The sequence below is a fragment of the Haloarcula sp. HT12 genome, assembly GCF_055271655.1.
Genome location: NZ_JBUXKW010000005.1, coordinates 316,794 through 337,533, shown reverse-complemented (window position 1 = coordinate 337,533; position 20,740 = coordinate 316,794). Strand labels below are relative to the sequence as shown.

Genomic DNA, 20,740 nt, shown 5'->3' with positions numbered 1-20,740 from the left:
TTGTTGTATGGAAATATCTTTAATGTGAGGTATGTCTGAATACATAAAAATCGGACCAAGAAGTATTTTCTGGATCTGCGGGATCATAAGGATACTTATTATCAATAACCTCGTCAAGCTTCCAGTCAGTAGCATTGTTTTTTACCCAATCAGTGAATTTTCTATGTTTAACATGTTTGTCATCGACATACTCCTTAGTAGTATTTGATGAATAAATCATCACGTATTTTTTAGAACTGGAAAATAAATCCTCCATGTATTTTTCATATATATCGTCCTCCGTCAAATGATATATAACATCTAATGAAAGAGCTAAATCAGATTGAAATATTCCGTGATTGTCGACAAAGGATTCAGAATCATATAGAAAGAAACTTTTCGATTTGTCACTTCCAAATCTGTTTATACATAATTGGATTGCAGTTGGTGATACATCTAGTCCGATATAGGAGGGGTATTCAATCATAGACAATTGATTTCCGTCCCCACAACCGAACTCAATTACTTGTGTAATTTCGTGTTGGTTTATGAAATCCTCAATAATATTTGACTTGAATTTAGCTAGTCTATTATATGAACCAGCACCAGAGCTTTCACCTTCTTTATATCTATTCTCCCAGTACTGGCGAGAGCCCGGATATTTTTGATGATATGCTTTTGAGATATATTGGTGTGCAATATCTGTTGTGACGATCTTTTTCGCTATGGTTTTTATCGGGTTCATTATTCTGTCTTGATAACGATCTCATTAGGTTGTTTCCTTTTTATCTGCTCTATTGAATCTACGGAAGGGGGTAGGAATCACTATGGTGGGTTTTGTTCAAGATTGTAAATGTTGGCAGTGAGCAATAGTTCATGAAACCCGCGGTACTATGTGCTTGGCTTGACATCGGATCTATATAGGTATTTGAGAGCCGAAAACGTATCTCAACCATCCAGTGTTGCCAGTAAACTCACTGTCCAACAGTGAGTTGTGGGCATAATCATACCGAATGAACACACGTGTCTGATATGTGGACGGACTCTGCTCGGATGCATCCCGGAAATATTAGTCGTCCCCGCCCTAGTTACCAGCGAGATTCTCGCTCTTGACAGTATCTCGAAGCCCTATCCGACGTTCACCTATGTGTCATAGAACTAGTGTGCCGATACGCGAAAATCAAGAACAGGGCCCGACTCAATGTCAAAAAGGCCCATCGTTTTCAGCAACTGCATGTGTCGATCAGACCGCTTTACGTAATAAATGCGGCCTCATCGTTGCAGGATGTGGTATCTAACTCACCGTGTTCAGCCGGATCACAGGTCGCTGGAGTGCGGCCATGCACTTGGTGCTAAATGCGGGTGAGAACACTTTCGAACGGCTGCCGCAGCATTGATGGTGTCAAGAATCCGGTGCAGGCCAATTGTAAGACAGCACGAACGCAATCTATCCCATATCTAATCAACGATCTCCTCCCGACTCGCGTCCATGTGAATGCGAAGAAAAAGCAACCTGAAATGCTTCCAGCCAACTAATCCATTGTTAGTTGGGTTGCTAACTAACCCCGTGACCTTGCAGGACAGGTTTTTGAGCCAGGATTTATATTATTTAACGAGCCGAAAGAAGAGCCAGTTACGTTCCTTACTTGTACTTCGCTTTAACTATTGTAACGATGTTATTCTGCTACTGGCTTTGAATGCAATAGAATAGTCTTTTTAATGATTTTCACACAAGGGAACGATCAATAGTATGTATAGGTACTGAAATTATTTTCAATTTATCAGTAGTGTACGATCCCTTGTAAATTGGAATCTGATAACAGTTATAACAACTTATATAATCTGTTCCCTTCTAATCATCATAATGACTGAGCGCATACTTGTCACTGGCGGGGCTGGTTTAGTCGGATCTGCTTGTTGTCGAAACTTGGCATCGAACGGGTACGAAGTAATCAGCGTCGATAACTATGGACGTGGTGATATCTTTGGAGATGAAGGCGACACGGAACAAAACGTCGAGGCTCACTTAGATCATGATCTAATCAGGCATCAAGAACTGGACATCCGCGACGAGGAACTCGAGTCTATCGTTGCGAACGTCGATGGCGTCGTTCACACGGCCGCCCAACCTTCACATCCGAAGTCGATCGATGTTCCGATTACCGACTTCGAGATCAACGTCAAACCGACGCTTCGTATCCTTGAAACACTCCGAACGGAGAACGACGACGCTCCGATGGTCTTCACTTCGACGAATAAGGTCTATGGAGAGGTTCCGAACTACTTTTCTTACGAGAAAGAAGGCGATCGATTCGAGCCTGTCGACGAGTCCCTTCGCTCTGGTTTCGACGAATCGCTTCGCATCGACCAGAACATGCACACCCCGTTCGGTGTCTCGAAGACAGCCGCTGACCTTTACGTTCAGGAGTACGGCCGGCTCTACGATCTGAAGGTTGCCAGTTTCCGGATGGGCTGTATCACTGGTGGGGCCGCGCGTGCCGTCGAACTTCACAACTGGGAGCCCTATTTCGTGAAGCTCGCTCTAACAGGTGAGCAACTAACCGTCTACGGATATGAGGGTTATCAGGTCCGAGATGTCATCCACGCCGAGGACCTCGCTGACCTGTTCCGTCGGTATTTAGCGAACCCCCGGTCCGGTGAAGTATACAACGTCGGTGGCGGTCGTGAAAATTCCATTTCGCTTCGCGAATCATTCGATCTTATTGAGGCCGTGACCGGGAAGGAACTCGATTACGTTCACGGCGAGCAACGAAAAGCCGACCATCAGTGGTGGATCTCCGACCTCTCTAAGGTCAGATCCCATTATCCCGACTGGGAACTAACCTACGGATTACGAGACATCTTCCAAGAAATTTCGGAGTCGTTGAAGCGAGAACTGTCAGTCTGAACGTTGAGATGCCGATCTCGTTTTTCTAACTAATGACTAAACACGTAATCTTCACGCATGGTGGTGGACGGTTAGGTAACCAACTCCTCAACTATGCGAACTTGCTCGCATTCGAACTCGAGCATCCAGAATTCGAGGTACTAGATCTCGCAATCCGTCCGTATGCAGAGTTGTATGGATCTCCGGTAGAACCCCTCTCTGACATCGCTGAGAACAGTCCCGATGGACTGTGGCGTCCCCTCATGAGATATGGGTGGGGTGGAGGAATAACCGAACGGATCCTTCACCACCGTCCGTTCGATGGACTCCGATATCAAACAATACATCGGTTGGCTGATTCGCGCAATGACGCACAAAGCATAATCGGAGGAAGCACTCACGCCCCGTTTGCGGTCGCGGGTGAGACATTCGATCATGTTGATCTTGCGGCCCCGAAAATAGTCAGTAAGCTCAACTCGAAACGTGTTTCTGTACTAGCTGGCTGGGGAATTCGCAGTTGGTCGCTCGTCGAAAAATATCGGGACCAAATCCGGACACATCTTCAACCATCTCGGAAATATCTCGATATCGCGTGTAGGTACATCGAATCGCACCGGTCATCGTATGACCTTGTTGTAGGGGTACTCATTCGACAGGACGACTACAGGACGTGGAAAGATGGCGATTACTTCTTCACATCAACAGAATATAAGACAATGATCGAAGAATTTGAGAACTCATATCCTGCGGATAATATTTGTTATGTACTAGCTTCTGACGAATCTCAAGATCCATCTGTCTTTCACGAGGATTCATATCACTTCGCAACTGGAGAGGCTGTCGGGCCAGGTCATTATCTCGAAAATTTTGCTGAACTATCGCGCTGTGATATCGTTCTAACTCCACCAAGCACGTTCAGCACTTTCGCTGCATTCCTCGGTGATTGTTCTCTGGTCCCATTATACCAGTCCGTTCTTGAGGATGGATTTGAACAGTTGGATCGGCCGTTACTAGACTCTCTATCTCATAAACATATGAGCCAGTCGATAAAATAAGGGAAAGATTGGCAGATATGATCTAGATCTGGTCTATTAAATCGGTTGTGTTTAGTTTGAAGAGACGAGTAAATCAAGAGTTGGCAGAAGAGATGTGATATACTTTTATTTAACCCTCTGGTGATATGGGTATGGCTCCTATTCGCCCGCTGTTGCTTACTGCCCGTGACTCAGGAGGTGCAGGCAATGCGACGCGGCGAATTCACGAGGGACTGCGAGCAATCGATGTCCCATCTCGGATGCTTGTCCGTCGGAAGTCAACCGATGACTCGACGATACTTGGGCCCGATAGCAAAGTTGGGACAGTTCTTTCCCACATCCGGCCCATACTCGACAGGCTTCCCCTCGCACCGTATGATGCGGCCAGCGAATTCTCAATTGACTGGCTCCCCGACCGAATCGACCGTCGCGTTAACCAGCTCAACCCGGATCTTGTCCATCTGAACTGGGTCGCTGGCGGCTATATGAGTGCCGCAGCTGCCGATGATTTCAACCGTCCAATAGTCTGGCGGCTGCCGGATATGTGGCCGCTCACAGGGGGGTGTCATTATGCTGATGAGTGTACGCGATATCATGATAACTGTGGGAACTGTCCGAAACTAGATAGTAGCCATAGTATAGATCCCTCATGGGCTACCCTCCGACGCAAACGGCAAGCAGTCAAACGTGCCGATGTCACCGTCGTGGCTACAAGTTCGTGGCTGGCTTCGTGTGCCAAGGAGAGCTCGGTGTTTCGGGATTGCAATATCGAAATCATACCCAATGGACTTGACACGAGTACATTTCGGCCTGTGAACCCGACGGTAGGCCGCGAACTTTTCGGACTCCCGAACGACGTACCGCTCGTATTGTTCGGGTCAGTTGGACCACTCAGTAATTCGCGGAAGGGGTTTGACCTCCTACGGGACGCACTTGACCAGTTCGGTCCCATCGACGGGCCGGAGCCGGAACTGGTTGTCTTCGGGACGAGTGAACCGGAGTCCTCCCCGGATTTCGGACGGCCGACGCACTACACAGGATATCTTAGGGACGAAGAAAGCCTGGCAGCACTGTACGCCGCGGCCGATGTGATGGTGGTCCCCTCACAATACGAGGGATTCGGCCAAACCGTTAGTGAGGCGATGGCGTGTGGTACCCCTGTCGTCGCATTCAATGCAACGGGCCCGTCAGATACGGTCATTGATCGGGAGACGGGCTATTTGGCCGACCCGTACGACCCAGAGGATCTCGCCAACGGTATTGAGTGGATACTCGCCGATGAGGAACGGCTGCAACGACTAGGCGAGCAGGCTCGTGACCGGGCGGTCGCCGAGTACCACTTTACCGACGTGGCGAGACAGTATCGGGACCTCTATGAATCAATGGTTTGAGCTGCTGGATCTCATTCAACGATCCTCGGCTATTGTTTACTCCTCTGTGGCTAATACACGCCTTCTGAGCTTCCACTAGTATTGAGGAACTGGAATAAGAGCATTTGCACGCCGAACTGTTCCAGACCTTGGGTAGGACTTTTGTCCTGTATCGTAGTTACACCTGTGGACGCCGAGAGATAGTCCTTCGACCAGCTCTAGCAAACGGCGGTTATGTACCGTAATAGGCTGTCAGCAATGTCGACGGCTTCGTCGGCCGCTATCACCCCGGTCGCCTTCAGTCTCCACCGTTAACGACGTGTACGAAAACTGCACCCGACTCTTCGAGCGCTGAGAGAAGTGTTTCTTTTAGGAATCCTGACTTTTCGTAGGTAATATTACTTCTTTGATAAGCGGGGTGACATTAGCCCTTATTCGGAGGACTCTTTCGCTCAGCTACCCGTCAACTTAGAAGTACTATATTAGCGTGTTATGAAAGAATACCCCCTATTAGTGAATCATGGTTACACGATGAGTGGTGGACGGCAATCCAACCAGAAGATACTAACGTCGAAATTGTGTTCCACTGGACAGATGGGTATGAAATCTGAGTCTACCGAGCGTTTGGTGTTCGCCACTGCTGCAGACAAGTTTGTGGGTTCACACCTGACTGAACGCCTCGTCGAGATCGGTTCGAAGGTCCAGGTGTTTGTCCTGACGACGTTGGGTGGAAAACCTTGAAGCAGGACAGTCTTCAGCACCGCCGACTTGATGAATTAGGCGCCAGGAAACTGTTTGGCTGGGGGGCAGCAACTGAACTGGAAGGGGTTCTGCAATGGACTACCGAGTGGTTCGCGGAGGTTCGGACCAATTAGGGCAGCTGTTGATGTCACCAACTATCATTCGAAAAGAGGAAGAGACTCTGCCTGAAAGAGTGAGTGGCAACGATACTGTACGACTCCCGCCGTCAGAAATTCTTAGCAGAGATCTATGAGAGAGAAATTAACACGTCGAGAACGGTTCACAGCGGTACTGCGAGCAGTGAAGTATCGACCTAAGTTAGCGGCTACTGCTATCACACTGAGTGTTTTTTCAGCCGCCTTTGAGGGCGTTGGGCTCGGATTTATATTACCGATTATCGAACTTGCGAGAGGTGATATCGACCCCGAAGCAACAAGCGGGGTTTTGGGTATCTTCGCGGAGATCTATCGCACTATCGGACTCCCGTTTACGCTGGGATACCTTGTTGTGGGAGTCGCCGCGATACTATGCATTCGGTACCTTCTAAGTTTCCTCGTCGGGTGGTTACGTGGATCAATCCGGGCACACTATACGGCGTATCTCCAAGAACAGGCCTTCACTCGCGCAACGACTGCCGATACCTCGTATTTCGACCAGGAGGGATCTGACGACATACTGAACGCCATCGTCACACAGGCGGAGTACGCGGGCCAAAGTTTGAACGTATTGATAAGGATCATCCAGGAAGCGCTGCTCTCGTTGATGTACTTTTCAATTGCTCTGTATGTCGCCCCACAGCTAACCCTTGTGACCACAGTACTGTTCGGAGCGATTAGCTACATCTTTAACAACGTTCTCGAATCCGGCTACAATCTTGGCGGAAAAGTCGCGGACGCCAACGAACGAATCCAACAGGCTGCACAGGCTGGAACGCAGGGTATCCGCGACGTGAAACTGTTTAGGCTCCGCTCTGAGTTACTTGATTCGTTCACGGAGGCGGTTAATCAATTTCGTACGTCCGCAGTCAAGTCAGACCGTAACGCTGCCGCGATCCAGAATTTCTATCAACTCCTGACCGCCATCGCGATATTCGCCCTCATCTATGTGGGACTGACGTACTCCTCTTTATCTCTGAGCTCTCTTGGAGTGTTCCTCTTCGCACTCTTCAGGCTCGGCCCGCGAGTGAGTACACTCAATCACCTTTTCTATAAGCTCGATACTAGATTACCTCATCTCGTTCGCACACAGGAGTTCATCGACGACCTCGAACAGAACCAAGAAATCCAAGTAGGAGACTCACCGGTTCCAGACCGTATCCAATCCATTCGTTTTGACGACATCACATTCACCTACAGTAATGGGGGCGAGAAAGTACTCAAAGGAGTGAATTGTAGGGTCGAACAGGGAGAGTTCGTCGCCTTCGTCGGCCCGTCAGGTGCGGGGAAATCGACAATTGTCTCGTTGCTCGCTCGTCTTTACACCCCGGATTCGGGACAAATTGTGGCGAACGAGACCGACATTTCCCAGTTCGAGGTCGACGAGTGGCGGTCGAAAGTAGCCGTAGTTCGGCAGGACCCGTACATCTTCAACGAATCCCTCCGAAGGAACTTGACGATCGGGAATCGAGATGCTTCACAGTTCGAAATCGACCGCGCTTGTGAAATTGCCCAAGTAGTGGAATTCTTTGACTCGCTCCCGAACGGATACGACACCCAACTCGGTGACGACGGCGTCCGACTCTCGGGAGGACAACGACAACGAGTGGCACTGGCCCGAGCCTTACTCGTGGATGCAGACGTGCTCGTGCTCGACGAAGCGACGAGTGACCTCGACATCGGAATCGAGCGGAAAGTTCAGGAAGCGATCGAGTCGATGGATCGGGACTACGCGTTGCTCACTGTCGCACACAGGCTATCGACTGTCCTCAACGCGGACCGGATCTACAGTATGGACGACGGCCAGATCACGGAAGTGGGACAGCACGAGGAACTTATCGACGCCGACGGGACGTACGCGAAACTCTACTCGTCACAGCGAGAAAGCTTCTAGAATAGGAAACCGCAAGCCCAGCGAGTTGGCTCAGTCTCACCGACGTGAGGAAGTAATACAGGATGTACTGGAACATGCTGAAGAAGAGTGCGGTGTATTGCCCGTACTCGAAAACGAGCGGAACCGAAGCAATTAATCCCGCGAAGACAGTGTGAGTAAACTACGATGCCACGGGTACTCGTCACCGGCGGAGCCGGATTTCTGGGCTCACATCTCTGTGAATCTCTTCTCGAAGACGGCTACGAAGTCATCGCCATGGACAACCAGATTAGCGGGCAGACAGAAAACCTCGAGTCGATTTTCTACCACGACAACTTTACGTACTATGAACATGATGTAACCAACTTCATCCATTCGACGGGAGATCTGGACTGGGTTCTGCATCTTGCCAGCCTCGCTTCGCCCGTGTTCTATCAGGAGAACCCCATAAAGACGCTGAAGGTCGGAGCGCTCGGAACACACAAGACGCTCGGGCTGGCGAAAGAGAAGAACGCGAAGTATCTCTTTACTTCGACGAGCGAAGTGTACGGCGATCCAGAGGTCAATCCACAGCCCGAGAGCTATCGCGGGAACGTCGACCCATTCGGCCCACGGTCGTGCTACGACGAATCTAAGCGGTACGGCGAGGCGCTAGTCAGAGCGTACCGGGATAAACACGACATCGACGTCCGAATTGCGAGACTGTTCAACACCTACGGACCTCGAATGCGTCTTGACGACGGTCGCGTGATACCGACCTTCATGAGACAAGCCCTTCAGGGCGAACCACTGACAGTTCATGGGGAGGGTGAACAGACCCGGAGTTTCTGTTACGTCAGCGATCTCATTGACGGACTGCGAGAGCTCATGAAGGCAGAAATCCAGTCGCCCGTCAATCTCGGTAACCCCGACGAGTGGTCGATCAAAGAACTCGCAGAACTCATCATTGACGTCACCGATAGTTCGAGCGAAATCGTGTACGAAGAGCGACCGAAACAAGATCCACAGGTTCGGAAGCCAGATATGACAAAGGCGAAGAGCCATTTTGACTGGGAACCAACAGTTTCGCTTCGAGAGGGTATAGAGCAACTACCGGAGTATTTCCGAGCGCAAATTAAGAAACAGTACTAAACTACGCTCTTGTGAAGCACGTTGTTGATTTTCAGAGGGCGACGTCGGAAGCATGTTTGAGCGCTTCGTCACCTGGTTTTCTGTAGAGTTCTCGGCGGAGCTGAAAGGCTCTGAGATAGGGTGTTAGCTTGTCTTTTGACACTCCTTGGTGGGGCGAGAGCCATCGTCGCGTCAGCGACGCGTGGCTCTCACAAGTGTTGACGTGGATGTCGCTGTCAGCGTATTCTCCGTCGCCGTGGACGACGTATTTGCGGGTGAATGCGTCATCTTCTTCGAGCGGATCGTACGCTCGAAATCCGTCAGTGTAGACGGTGAGCGACTCCTGCTGGCGGTCAGCCAGCAGGAGTCGCACGGTCGATTCGTCAGCGGATTTCGCTGGCACGACGTATCGTTGACCGCTGCCACGATCAACGAGTGTGAACACCGGTGGTTTGTCCTCAACGTAGCTTCCACGACCACGCTTCGAGAGACCACACGAGCGCGACTCCTGGTCGCGCTCGCGGCCTTTCAGTCCCGCAGTTACGTAGACCTCGTCGATTTCGACCGGGCCAACAAGATCGATGGCTGGCGCGTCGAGCGTTCTGGCGAACTGCTCGACGCGCCGCCGGAGCGACCGATAGGAGACGTCGATTTCAGCGTCTAGCTGGCGGATACTCGTGTTGAATCGGAGTAACGTGTAGAACGCGAACAAGAGCTTGTCAAGGCCGATCTTCGCGTGCGCGAAGATCGTGCGTGTCAGAAAAGTCGGCTGAGGCAGGGAACTTATCCTTGAGGCCCTCATACTCAGATTTGGGCAGCGTGCCCCGTAATCGGACGATGTCTTCATCATCATCTATGCCCGTCCGTTTACTGGCGGTCTGAAATAAGCGTGCGGGGACTTCTCCGATCGGGGCCGAGAAGTAGCATACCGCAAGCGGTATTAGATGGTAGTAAACATAACGCGTATGAGATTCGGTAATAATGGTATATCTCGCCGATGGGTTCGTTTGTGCCTGCTTATTTACACTATTCTTGTTTTAACTGCGGCCACAACTCTATTGGATTGGGGAGCGTCGCAAAATACCGACACGGCGATTCGGATTTGGCTACTCCAATCTCCATGGGAGTACTTCATCTACAACATCTCCGTCATAGAACTCGCACCCGCGTTCTGGCACTTCCTCGCCAAGATCGCTCTTGCACTCTCACCAGCTGGCCCCATCGTGACACTGCGGGCGTTCAACGTCCTCTTGTTCGCCTCGCTAGTCCCACTGGGATATGTCGCAGGTCGTGAAGTGGACGGAGAGGCGGCCGGACTCATCGTTGCAGGTATTATGCCGGTTAATCTGACGTTGTTTCACTATGTGCTCCGGACAGACCATTACCTGCTGTACGCTGTTCTGGCGCTCGCCTACACGGTTGCTGTAATTTCGTTATCGAAGAGCCTCACGCCGCGGAAAGGGATAGCATATGCGGTTGTCGCGGCGTGTTTTGGATTCACCCACTATTACGCGATGGCCTACATTGGTGGTTCTGCAATAGCACTCCTGATCGTTTGGTCGATTGATACAGGTCCGGAAACAGTAGTAGCTGATACCAAGGCGGATATCAAACAGTTGGTGGGTCAACATACGATCCCTCGAAACAGCCAGTCGGTCATTTCGATTACGTTGCTTCATCTCCCGCTTGTGCTGGTGTATGCAGCCTGGACGCCGGCACTCCTGGCACAATACCGAGATTACGCTGGGCGCGGATCAAGTGCCCGCCCGGATATCTTCGACCTGGTCTGGCGATTTGCCCGGAATGCAGTTCAGATTGTTCCTGGCACCGAGTTCACGAACATCGTCGTATACGGCGCTGCGATTTTGCTCGTTCCTCTCTGCATCATCGGAGTGGTGAAACGGGCAGACTCCCGGCTTTGGGTCGTGATTATAGCGTGTATCATCACCTCCTTGGTCCTGATACCGATGCGGAAGATTGTGACACGCCACTTGATCTGGCTAATCCCAATCATACATCTCGCGATCGGCGTGGCCATTACATACTATGCATCCCAGGCTTTGGCGGCAATTCGCTCGACGGAGTGGTCTCGGTCCGTCGCCATTGGAATGGTGCTTCTCGTGATAACTGTCCCATTCGGCGCAACGACCGTCACAGCTGACTCACCCAGTCTGGGAACGGATCTAAACACTAGCACCGAGATAGTCACACAGACCATCGAAGCGGAAGAGAACGCAACTATCCTGTCAGTGACACCGTGGGGTGAATTTATCCTCAGCGCATACGGCGTCGAACAACCAATTCACGGGCTCCCGGTTGATGCGGTTGGGGAACCATATATTGCGAGACAGACTCGCGGTAATTACGATCCAGAAAACCACCCCGAAGACAGGGAACGGCTTCATCAACTGGTTGCTGACAACGACGTTGTCATCGTTTACGTCAGTCACGCGTTTGGGAACGGGCGAATGGAGCCGCTCGGCTCCGATCTTGAAGCGCTTGGTTTCAACGAATCCAAGCGTTTTCGATCCGGTGGCAACGGCGTGATCGTCTATCGTCAGTAGGCCGGACCTCCAAGCTCGCTCCTTATTATCTCACGGGATATATGCGAATGGCGTTAGCAGTCCTCGGTAATTCTCCTGAATTTCGTAACTGTCTCTCCTCGTAGAAATCTTCCAACAAAGAGTGAAATTCGCAAAAACACGAGGGGTTTGATTTGACCAGCTGAAACGGGAGCCACGAGCTACAAAAATTTACGGAAACCCGCAAGATTACCGAGGACTGTTATAGATATCCTAGGTGCTCTAATTGTTCGGTTACCACGTCTTTATCCACCTCATTCGAGTTGATCGGTTGGCTTCTTGTTACGTTCTTGCGTGTTTCATACTCCAATTCAACCCAGGGTACTTCCCGGACCTCAGGGGAATAGCCGCCGTGACCGTAGTCGGGTGAAAAATGTGTGCTTGGGTCACCAAGGGCTTCGCCGTGATCCGCCGAAATTGCCGTTTTCCCCTCCAGTAACTCCCCTAATTGGAGTGCGTATTGTAAAACCAGTCTGAGATTCTCTTCATAGACCTGTTTAACATCATCAGAAGAGAGATATCCATATGATGCCGCATACATAAGGTCAGGATATTCTTTGTCCGGATTGCTTGGGCTATCTTCTAAACAAATGAATCCGATATTTTCCTCTTCCATCAATTTCTGCCTGAGTTTTTCTGCCGTTTCTCCAAAGTACGGCCCGTGGGGTTGCATAAAATGGACAACAATTCGTTTGTCATCAAAATCACCAATATGGCTTTTGGCAATGTTATAAACGTTCTCAGGATGATATTTCGTGTGGTCGTTGTATGCCCCCATTTCCCATGTTCCATCGTAGGTTTTGATTACACGGTGGAAGACGCCGTTATTCAGTGTTATGTCCGTGTAGGGATTTGACGAAATATATACCGTGTCGTAGAGCTCCTTCCCGTTCATCGCTTTGCGCATAAAATTCGCGGAATTGCCAGCCACGGATGTTATTTTTTCAATATTTCCGTCATAAAAACGTTCTAAATAGTCGAATCGACAGGCGTCAAGGATTATGAGGTTATCCCAGTCTTTGTCGATAATATCAACCTCTTCATCCTCATATCGGTTAGAATATAATGCTGCCTCCGCCTTTCTGTTGAGCAGTTTACCGAGGTCGTTCCGAATTTCCTCTAAAGCAGGCCGAATATACGTCGGATTTCGTAAAATCCTGACAAAATTATCAAGATTATATCGTCCAGTCATGCTGAGTACCAACTTGAGCACAGCAATAAATCCAACGGGTGATTATCAACTTAGTATATTTTGCATTTAAGTGGGGAATACAGTTCTAATGCGTTCCCGTTGTAAGTAGCAGTTGTGAAAATACTAAGCGGCGTTGGCCGCTGCCGGCTCGAGCTCGAAATATTCGGATATGAGACGGAACACACCAATCTTAGAAGTAGATAAGTCACCGTGTACAATCTAGTCCCAATCTGTCCTGAATCCTAGCAGCGACTCGCTGCACCCGATAATCTGTTCCAACGGCATATCCCGTAAGCATGGCGAGCATCGGCCCAATCGGCGCCCGGTACCGCCAAGAGAGACTGACAAACGTGACAGCGACGATGCCAACCACGACGACAACAGGCACTGCAAACAGCGCGGCCACCTCAGGGTCAGACCTGACCGCTTTGACAGTGCCATAGAGGGCGCCCAGCGTGAGTGGACCCAGAACGACCACGTTGAGAGTCGTCCAGAACGGACTGAATCCAGCGCCGCCGATTAGTGGGACAAAAAGCACCACTGTTCGTAACAGGCCCATGAGAACGATATGATCGATATTGAACACAATGAACTCCAAGAGGGAATCGCTCGATCGGGCAGTGTAGACGTATTCGGTCAGGAAGAAATCAGACTTCCCTTTGTACATTATCCATCCCTCTCGCCAGCCACGTTCTATCTGGACGAGCTTTTCCGGAGCACTCGAGAACAACAGCATCACAATCGGAAGTATGACCACGGCGGCGATCGCGCCCCATCGAGGAACGAACCCGGTCCGAAAGTCGCTGTCGCGTGGTAGCGTCTCGAGAAGGAACCACCCACCGACGATAGGGGCACCGAATGGTCTTGTAGTCACAACCAGCGCGAAGCTCGCAAACACGAGAAGTCGTGCACGGTTTGTCGGTCTCGAGCGGAACCGTGCCAGTGCCCAAATAGCGAACACGAGCGCGAACGTAAACATCGTTTCAGAGAGCAAGAACACACTGAAACGGAGGGTGTCGAAAAGAACGGCAAACGCGAGGCCAGCGACGAGTCCAGCGATTCGGTTGACCAGCCGGGTTGTGGTGTAGTAGACCAACACAGCGGTTAGCGCTGATAGGACAATCTGAACCAGAACCCACCCCAGCCCTCCCGCAAACCGGTCGACAGTGCAAAATGGGATAGTGAAGCTGAGATATTGCAATCCTTTCGTCTGTGTGAAAATCGCTGTCGGGTCGCTCCAGAGTACGGTACAACTCTGACGGAACGTTTGGGTATCCGGGGGTGTTCTGATCCCGTAGGACCCCTGCATGATTCTAGCAAAGTAGCCAAAACGGAGAAGTAACGCTGTGAGAAAGACAGCGGGTGGATACACCTCCGGTCTATCTATAACCTTGGTGATCGACGAAGGGACGATGTCGGACACGGTATAGTCACCTCATAAGATCATAACGACATTATAGTATCTTTCTATTACCGCTGATGAGAGACACATTGTTGGTGAGCTAGAGACCGGTTCGGACGTTTTCTTTGAGAGCTTCTCAATCAGGTTTACGTAATATTCGACGGCAAAACCGGAAAGTTCTGAAAGACGGCATGAGTTAGTCTTCTGCAGTCACGTAAATCTCATCTATTTCGACCGGGCCAACAAGGTTGATAGCTGGCATGTCTAACGCTCTGACGACCTGCTCAACGCACCACTGAAGCGACCAGTACGAAACGTTGAGTTCAGTGTCCAACTGGTGAATACTCGGATTGAACCGAACTATCACAGAGACGCGAATGGAAACTTGTCACTGTTGATTTACTCGTCACTTTGGAACGAGATTCTGTGTGTAGCTACGGGTGGACAAGAGTATTCAGATATTGAAGCGTCGAACCGGCCTGGAAAGGCCGAATTAGGAACTGAGTACCGTTCTATGCTTGTTCGACAGTTTACCCGAACATCTGGCGCATCATCGGATGCATCTCCATGAGCTGCTCTTCGGCGATCTCCTCGTACAGCTTGTACGTAATGGAGACCGTCAGCAGCAGCCCGGTACCGGAGACGCCCCCAATAGTGCCCAGCATGTTGGCCATCACTGCGAGCAGGCCCACAAGCGCGCCACCAATAACGGTCACTTGCGGAATGTACCGTTCAAGGACTTTCTCGATGACGCCGACGTTCTGGCGGAAGCCGGGGATCTGCATCCCGGAGTTGTGGATCTGCTTGGCGGTCGCTTCCGGACCCATGTCGGTGGTCTCGACCCAGAAGACGGCGAAGATGCCGCCGCCGACGATCATGATGAACAGGTCGATCCCGACGCGGGTCAGGATCTGCCAGACCGGCTGGGCCGTCCCTTCGAGCCACCACATCCAGTCGCCACGGCTCTGGATGGGGGCGAGGAAGTAGAACAGGCCGCCGGTGGGCTGGCCGTTCGAGTAGGTCCCGAGGAACGCCGGCATCGACGCCAGCTGGGCGTCGAGAATGCGGCCCAGGAACTGGATGTTCGCCTGCAGCGCCCGGACGAGGATCATCGGCAGGACGCTCGCGTAGATGAGCTTGACCGGGAACCGGCCGCGGGCTCCTTTCACGCGGGCGTTCGACAGCGGGATCTCGACGCGGACCGACTCGGCGTAGACGACCACCGAGAAGATGAGGATCGTCGTGAACAGCCCCAGTAGTTCGCCCTGGAGCAACACGGTCTGGAGGCCATCAGCCGCCAGCACTGGCCCGGTGCCGCGCTGGCCGGTGATGAAGAGGTACCAGGTGTAGATAATTCCCTCACTGTTGCCGATAAACGGCGTCGTCAGGATACCGCCCACCAGTCGCTGGCTCACGCCGGCAACAATGAACAGGCCGATACCGGAGCCGACGCCCCACTTGGAGATGACCTCGTCCATGAACAGGATGAGGACACCGCCGACGAACATCTGGCCGAAGATGAGCCACTGGACACCGGCCGTCCCGATACCCAGTGAGTTCGCGACCGCCGTGTCAGCCGGGAGGAAGCCGCCGGCAAACACCATCGGAAGCCCGGTCAGACAGATCATCACGAGCACCAGCAGCTTCTGGAGCCCCTGATAGAGGATCTGGTCCCGCGGGTCGTCTTGGGTGTTCAGTCCGAGCAGATCCGCCCCACCGAGGAGCTGTAACACGATGGACGCTGTGACGATCGGACCGATACCCAGCTGCATGATGCTCCCCTGGCCCGAGGCCAGAATCGAGGAGAAGCGTCCGAACACCTGTTGGCTGGCGTCGATGTCCAGCCCGAACAGCTTCACGTTCGTCAGGAAGAAATACAGCAAGAGCACGCCTCCTGTCCAGGTGAGCTTGCGCTTGAACGGGACGTGTCCTTCTGGCCGCTGGACTGCGGGCATCCGGACAAGCAGTGGTTCGGCGGTGTCCTTCCAGCTCATCGTTCGTTATTCCTCGTCCGCGTCCGCGTTGTCGTCTGTCTCGGCCTCGGCCTGGCGCTCCTGGCCGAGGTCGGTCAGTTCGACGCTCCCGCCTGCGGCTTCGACCTTCTCGCGAGCGCCCTCGGAGAAGTCGTCGGCGATGAGCGTGAGTTCGTGGCGAACCTGGCCGGCACCGAGGACCTTCACGTAGTCGGCGTCGTCGGCGTCCTCGACGATGTCGCGGACGTCGACGCGGAAGCCACCGTCTTCGACTTCGGCGACATCGTCGGCGGCCAGCAGGGTGATGTCCTCGTCGATTTCGCGGACATCGATAGTCGCGGCCTCTTCCTGCACCTTCTGCGGGCGCTTGAAGCCGCTCTTGCCGAGCGGTTCGTAGTTGTGGAACTCGTGTTTGTCACGGCCTGCGGCACCGCGACCACCGCGGTGGCCGGCACCACGTCGGTTCTTGTGCGAGCCGCCGCCGTGCGTGCGCGAGCCGCGCTGTCGTTTCTTTTTACTCGTCATTATCGCATCGCCTCCAGGAGGTCGTCGATTCCCTCGGTGTCGTGTTTCCCGAGCTGCCCGCCCTCCTTGACGGGGTGTTTGACGCCGTCGTGGCCGCCGCGTGGCGGGTGGAGACGGAGCGTCGGGGACAGCCCCTGCTCGCGCAGCGTCGTCTCCTCGGAGAGGAGCGCGAAGGCGAGCCCGGAGATGTCGTCGTAGTCCGTGTTCTCGTCGACCCACTCGTCGTCCACGTCGGCGTCACCTTCGAGCGGCTCGGCGCGCGTCGCCAGGATCGTTTCGAGCGTCTCCTGGCTCGGCTCGCCGAAGGCGACGAAGTCGTTGACCTTCGTCACCATACCGCGGTAGGCGTCCGTCTCGGGGACGAGCGTGCAGTGGTTCACGTGGTGGATGTTGAGCATCTCCAGCGTGTCCTGGATGTCGGTGTGCATGTTCACTTCGCCACGGAGCTGGACGAGCGCGTGCATCACTCGATCACCTCTCGTTTCTCGAAGGTCCGTTCGGGGACCCGCGCCTCGGCCGTGTTCTGCAGGGCGTTGAACGTCGCCTTCGCGAAGTTGACCGTGGTGCGCGTGTTCCCGCTACTGCGTGTCCAGATGTCCTCGATACCGGCGAGTTCGAGCACCTTGCGGACGGTCTCTCCGCCCGCCAGACCCAGCCCGCGCGGGGCCGGCTGGAGCTCGACCTCGACGCTCCCGGCCTTACCCTTAGTGCGCAGCGCGACCGTGTGCGGACGGCCACAGCCACACTCCCAGGACCCGCAGCCGCGGGAGACGTCGATGATGTTCAGCTTCGCGATGTCGATTGCTTTCTGGATGGCACCGCCGACCTGGTCGTCACGCCCCTCGGCGTAGCCGATGAGGCCGTCTCGGTTGCCAACGGCGACCACGCAGCGGAACTTCACGCGGCGGCCGGAGTCTGTCATCCGCTGGACCATGTTGATGTCCAGCACTTCGTCTTCCAGGTCGGGAACGAGCTGGTCGACGACTTCCGATTCTTTCAGCGGGAGCCCGGAATTCAGCGCCTCCTGCATGGAGTCGATTTCGCCCTCGACGACCTGCTTGCCGAGGCGTGTCCGTGGCTCCCATCCGTTGTTAGCACTCATAGTTCGATGTCACCGTCCAGTAGGGTCTCGCGGAGCTCGTCGAAGTGCTCCGGGAGGTCTGCAGCGTCGAAGTCGCCGCTGTACAGCGGCTCGTCGAGCTGCTCGTCGTACTCGGCGATGTGGGCACCGCGCGTGCGCTGCCAGTCGGCGAGTACGTCGTCGTTGTGCGGAATGTCCAGGCCGGCGTCGATTGCGCCTTCCTGTATTGCGAATACTTTACTACCTGGTGTCGGGCTGTTGAGTCCGATGTCGAGCACTGCTTCCTCGATGCCCGCTTCCTTCGCGCGAAGCCCGGCGAGCAGACCGGTGAGGTACGCCGAGGGCATGTTGCCCGTCGGAGCCTCCCAGCCGTACTCGGCGAGGTCGCTCGAATGAGCGGACGCGAGGGTGTCGTCGCCGTTGGGGCCAAGCGTCACCAGCTGCGCCCTGACGTGTTTATTGCTCTTTCGAGCAACGAGACGTGGCTTGCCGGATTTCAACAGGCGCAACCGCTGATGGTAATCGGTTCTGGCCTCGCGGCGTCGCCGCATCGGTACTTTGTATCGTGGTCCTGTCGCCATTATGCGTCACCGTGATTTGCGTCGATATACCGTTCGAGATCGGCAACGCTGTCGAACTCGCCACCGCCGGCCTTGTCGTACAGGTCGCGGTACTGCGAACTCGAAAGCGTTCCCTCGTCACGCAGTTCGCGCAGCTTCGTCCGCTGTGCGCGGATGCGTGACTCCCAGTCCTCCTTGGAGTTCTGCCGTGCGCCCGCCTTGCCCTTCCGGGAACCGGCTCCCTTCTGGTGGCCGTACGCACGCTTCTTCTGGCGCTCCCGGGCGCGTCCACGGGAATTGCCTTTCTTGTCTTTCGCCTGAATGGCGCCCTCATCGACCAGTTCGCGAACGTCCTCGCGGGTGATCGCGTCGGCGATGTCGCCCTGTCGCTCGGGGTTGAACCAGACGCGGTTCTTCCCGACGTCGAGGACGTCAGCCGCGAGTCGCTTCTGTGCGGAGAGATCAGTCATCACTCACTCACCTCGACTTCGACGTAGGTGGGGTTGAGCACGCGGATGCCCGCGTCCTCGGCTTCCTCTTCGATTCGCTCGCGCTTGCGAGCGCCGACCTTCGAGGCGATACGGACTGCTTCCGTGTCCCCGTCGACGCCTTCGAGGTCGTCCACGTTGTGCACGCGGACCTCCTCGAAGCCGGAGGGGTGCTTGCCTCGCACCGCTGTCGGCGAGCGGAAGCCCGCCTCGACCGTGTCGCCCTTGCCCTTGATGCCGCGGCGCTGCTTCGAGAGCTGGCCGCGGGGCTTGCGCCACGAGGTCGAGACGCGCTTTTTCTTGTGGTGGTCCTGGCGGTTGAACTGCGGCTTGCCGACCCGGTGTCGCTGGGTCAACAGTCGCGCCTCCTCGTCGGAGAGGTCCGGCGTCTTCTCGGAGAGCCCGCGGGCCTGGAGTTCCGTCTCCACGTCCTCGGCAGGCTCTTCTGCGCCGTCTTCCTCCTCGACTTCGGCCTCGGTCTCGGACTCGACTTCGAGTCCACCGACGTCGGCCTTGATGCGGGCCGCCAGCGCGTTCCCGATACCGCTGACATCGGCGAGTGCGGACTGGTCAGCGCCACGGACGGCGTCGACGTCCTCGAAGCCGGCCTCGCGGAGCGATTCCGCCTTGGACGGGCCGACACCGCTGATGTCAGTCAGTTCGGTGTACTCGTCTTCAGCTTCGTCTTCTTCAGCCTCGTCTTCTTCGGCTTCCTCGGCCACCTGGTCGGGGTCCTCGGCGGGCTCGCCAGCCGACGGGGTTTCCGACTCGATGTCCTCGTCCGGGGTCTCGTCCTGGGGAAGCGCCTCTTCGTCGGCGTTTGCGTCAGTGCTTCTGTTGTCGGGGTTGTCCGCCATCAGGCGTCACCTCGGTTCGGTTTGCGGGTGATGTACACCCCGTCCTGGAACACGCGCACGTCCTTGTCGTTGATGCGCGTGAGCTGTTCGATGTCCGCGGCGGTCTGGCCGACGGCCTCGATGTCGGGGCCGCTGATGGTCAGCTCCTCGCCGTCGATCTCGACGTCCGTGTCGCCGTGGATCGTCGTGCGGCGGGGGGCCTTCTCGCCCAGGAAGTTCTCGATGACGACTTCGTCACCCTCGACGTTGACCTGCATCGGGAAGTGGGAGTAGAAGACTTCCATCCCGTACTCCCAGCCCTCGGTCACGCCGTGGAACATGTTCTCGATGTGGCTCTGGAAGGTACCGATCGTCGACATCGTCTTGGCGTTGTCCTCATCGGATTCGATGACGACCGTGTCGCCGTCGACGGACACGTCGATGTCAGGGTACCAGAGCCGACGTGTGACGCTGCCGTTGTCCCCCTCGACAGTGATGTCGAGATGGTCCTGCTCGGCGTCTACGTCCTCCGGAATCTCCAGTTCTACTCGTGGCATTGTTAGTATACGTACGCGATGACTTGGCCACCGACGCCCTGCTCACGAGCCTCGTAGTGGCTCATGATGCCGTGGCTGGTCGTGACGACGAGGGTCCCGTAGTCACGGGCCGGGAGGAACCGCTTCTCCCACTTCTCGAACTCGTCTGCGCCCGCGGAGTAGCGGGGCTTGACCGGGCCACACTCGTTGATGGCTCCTTTCAGTTCGACTTCGAACTCGCCGGCTTTGCCGTCGTCGACGAAACTGAATCCGTCGATGTACCCGCGGTCGTAGAAGACCTCGAGGACGCTGCCGATCTCGTTCGAAGCGGGCGATACTGTCTGCTCTAAGTGCCCGACGCTTTCGGCGTTGTTAAGCGCCGACAGTGCGTTGGCAAATGGGTCGTTCCCTGTCAT

Annotated in this window: 17 protein-coding genes and 3 pseudogenes; 6 read left to right on the top strand and 14 right to left on the bottom strand. The window is 54.3% G+C overall.

Annotated elements, in window-relative coordinates; translation table 11 throughout:
• Nucleotides 1-19 precede the first annotated feature (19 nt).
• Complete coding sequence (locus ACY9XZ_RS18135) at nt 20-724, bottom strand: class I SAM-dependent methyltransferase (protein ID WP_463458407.1); 705 nt, start codon at nt 722-724, stop codon at nt 20-22.
• A 1,119-nt stretch (nt 725-1,843) separates the two neighbouring features.
• Between ACY9XZ_RS18135 and ACY9XZ_RS18130 the strand changes: the two genes are divergently transcribed.
• From ACY9XZ_RS18130 to ACY9XZ_RS18110, 5 genes and pseudogenes are all read left to right on the top strand, one after another.
• Complete coding sequence (locus ACY9XZ_RS18130) at nt 1,844-2,887, top strand: NAD-dependent epimerase/dehydratase family protein (RefSeq protein ID WP_463458406.1); 1,044 nt, start codon at nt 1,844-1,846, stop codon at nt 2,885-2,887.
• Nucleotides 2,888-4,046: 1,159 nt separating this feature from the next.
• Nucleotides 4,047-4,688 (top strand): annotated as a pseudogene (locus ACY9XZ_RS18125) (glycosyltransferase); the annotation flags it as partial.
• Nucleotides 4,689-4,712: 24 nt separating this feature from the next.
• Nucleotides 4,713-5,291 (top strand): glycosyltransferase, encoded by a 579-nt coding sequence (locus ACY9XZ_RS18120; protein WP_463458649.1) that lies wholly within the window; start codon nt 4,713-4,715, stop codon nt 5,289-5,291.
• Between the two features lie 969 nt (nt 5,292-6,260).
• Nucleotides 6,261-8,060 carry an ABC transporter ATP-binding protein gene (locus tag ACY9XZ_RS18115; RefSeq protein WP_463458405.1) on the top strand — a complete coding sequence of 600 codons (1,800 nt, stop codon included), beginning with the start codon at nt 6,261-6,263 and terminating at the stop codon, nt 8,058-8,060.
• Nucleotides 8,061-8,225: 165 nt separating this feature from the next.
• The gene (locus ACY9XZ_RS18110; RefSeq protein WP_463458404.1) at nt 8,226-9,170 is read left to right on the top strand and encodes a UDP-glucuronic acid decarboxylase family protein; all 945 of its coding nucleotides are present in this window, start codon (nt 8,226-8,228) and stop codon (nt 9,168-9,170) included.
• Nucleotides 9,171-9,201: 31 nt separating this feature from the next.
• On the opposite strand, the pseudogene ACY9XZ_RS18105 reads toward ACY9XZ_RS18110, so the two are convergent.
• A pseudogene (locus ACY9XZ_RS18105) lies at nt 9,202-9,906 on the bottom strand (IS1595 family transposase); the annotation flags it as partial.
• Between the two features lie 301 nt (nt 9,907-10,207).
• On the opposite strand from ACY9XZ_RS18105, the gene ACY9XZ_RS18100 reads away from it, so the two are divergent.
• Complete coding sequence (locus ACY9XZ_RS18100; RefSeq protein ID WP_463458403.1) at nt 10,208-11,713, top strand: hypothetical protein; 1,506 nt, start codon at nt 10,208-10,210, stop codon at nt 11,711-11,713.
• Nucleotides 11,714-11,933: 220 nt separating this feature from the next.
• On the opposite strand, the gene ACY9XZ_RS18095 is transcribed toward ACY9XZ_RS18100, so the two are convergent.
• From ACY9XZ_RS18095 to ACY9XZ_RS18040, 12 genes and pseudogenes are all read right to left on the bottom strand, one after another.
• The gene (locus ACY9XZ_RS18095; protein WP_463458402.1) at nt 11,934-12,923 is read right to left on the bottom strand and encodes an alkaline phosphatase family protein; all 990 of its coding nucleotides are present in this window, start codon (nt 12,921-12,923) and stop codon (nt 11,934-11,936) included.
• Between the two features lie 205 nt (nt 12,924-13,128).
• The gene (locus ACY9XZ_RS18090; RefSeq protein ID WP_463458401.1) at nt 13,129-14,346 is read right to left on the bottom strand and encodes an ArnT family glycosyltransferase; all 1,218 of its coding nucleotides are present in this window, start codon (nt 14,344-14,346) and stop codon (nt 13,129-13,131) included.
• A 184-nt stretch (nt 14,347-14,530) separates the two neighbouring features.
• Nucleotides 14,531-14,689: pseudogene (locus ACY9XZ_RS18085) on the bottom strand (IS1595 family transposase); the annotation flags it as partial.
• A gap of 166 nt (nt 14,690-14,855) precedes the next feature.
• Complete coding sequence (secY, locus tag ACY9XZ_RS18080; protein WP_463458400.1) at nt 14,856-16,319, bottom strand: preprotein translocase subunit SecY; 1,464 nt, start codon at nt 16,317-16,319, stop codon at nt 14,856-14,858.
• Nucleotides 16,320-16,325: 6 nt separating this feature from the next.
• Nucleotides 16,326-16,823 carry an uL15m family ribosomal protein gene (locus tag ACY9XZ_RS18075; protein WP_463458399.1) on the bottom strand — a complete coding sequence of 166 codons (498 nt, stop codon included), beginning with the start codon at nt 16,821-16,823 and terminating at the stop codon, nt 16,326-16,328.
• Nucleotides 16,823-17,287, bottom strand: a complete 465-nt coding sequence (rpmD, locus tag ACY9XZ_RS18070; RefSeq protein ID WP_463458398.1) for a 50S ribosomal protein L30 — start codon at nt 17,285-17,287, stop codon at nt 16,823-16,825. Before rpmD ends, ACY9XZ_RS18075 begins: the two co-directional genes overlap by 1 nt.
• Nucleotides 17,287-17,925, bottom strand: a complete 639-nt coding sequence (locus ACY9XZ_RS18065) for a 30S ribosomal protein S5 (protein WP_463458397.1) — start codon at nt 17,923-17,925, stop codon at nt 17,287-17,289. The genes rpmD and ACY9XZ_RS18065 overlap by 1 nt, the downstream gene beginning before the upstream one ends.
• Entirely contained in the window at nt 17,922-18,485 is a 564-nt protein-coding gene (locus tag ACY9XZ_RS18060) for a 50S ribosomal protein L18 (protein ID WP_463458396.1), read from the bottom strand. The genes ACY9XZ_RS18065 and ACY9XZ_RS18060 overlap by 4 nt, the downstream gene beginning before the upstream one ends.
• Entirely contained in the window at nt 18,485-18,934 is a 450-nt protein-coding gene (locus tag ACY9XZ_RS18055; RefSeq protein ID WP_004516953.1) for a 50S ribosomal protein L19e, read from the bottom strand. Before ACY9XZ_RS18055 ends, ACY9XZ_RS18060 begins: the two co-directional genes overlap by 1 nt.
• A complete protein-coding gene (locus tag ACY9XZ_RS18050) occupies nt 18,934-19,809 on the bottom strand; it encodes a 50S ribosomal protein L32e (protein WP_463458395.1) in 876 nt (291 codons plus the stop codon). Before ACY9XZ_RS18050 ends, ACY9XZ_RS18055 begins: the two co-directional genes overlap by 1 nt.
• Nucleotides 19,809-20,345, bottom strand: a complete 537-nt coding sequence (locus ACY9XZ_RS18045; RefSeq protein ID WP_127014423.1) for a 50S ribosomal protein L6 — start codon at nt 20,343-20,345, stop codon at nt 19,809-19,811. Before ACY9XZ_RS18045 ends, ACY9XZ_RS18050 begins: the two co-directional genes overlap by 1 nt.
• 2 nt (nt 20,346-20,347) lie before the next feature.
• The gene (locus ACY9XZ_RS18040; RefSeq protein WP_004516956.1) at nt 20,348-20,740 is read right to left on the bottom strand and encodes a 30S ribosomal protein S8; all 393 of its coding nucleotides are present in this window, start codon (nt 20,738-20,740) and stop codon (nt 20,348-20,350) included.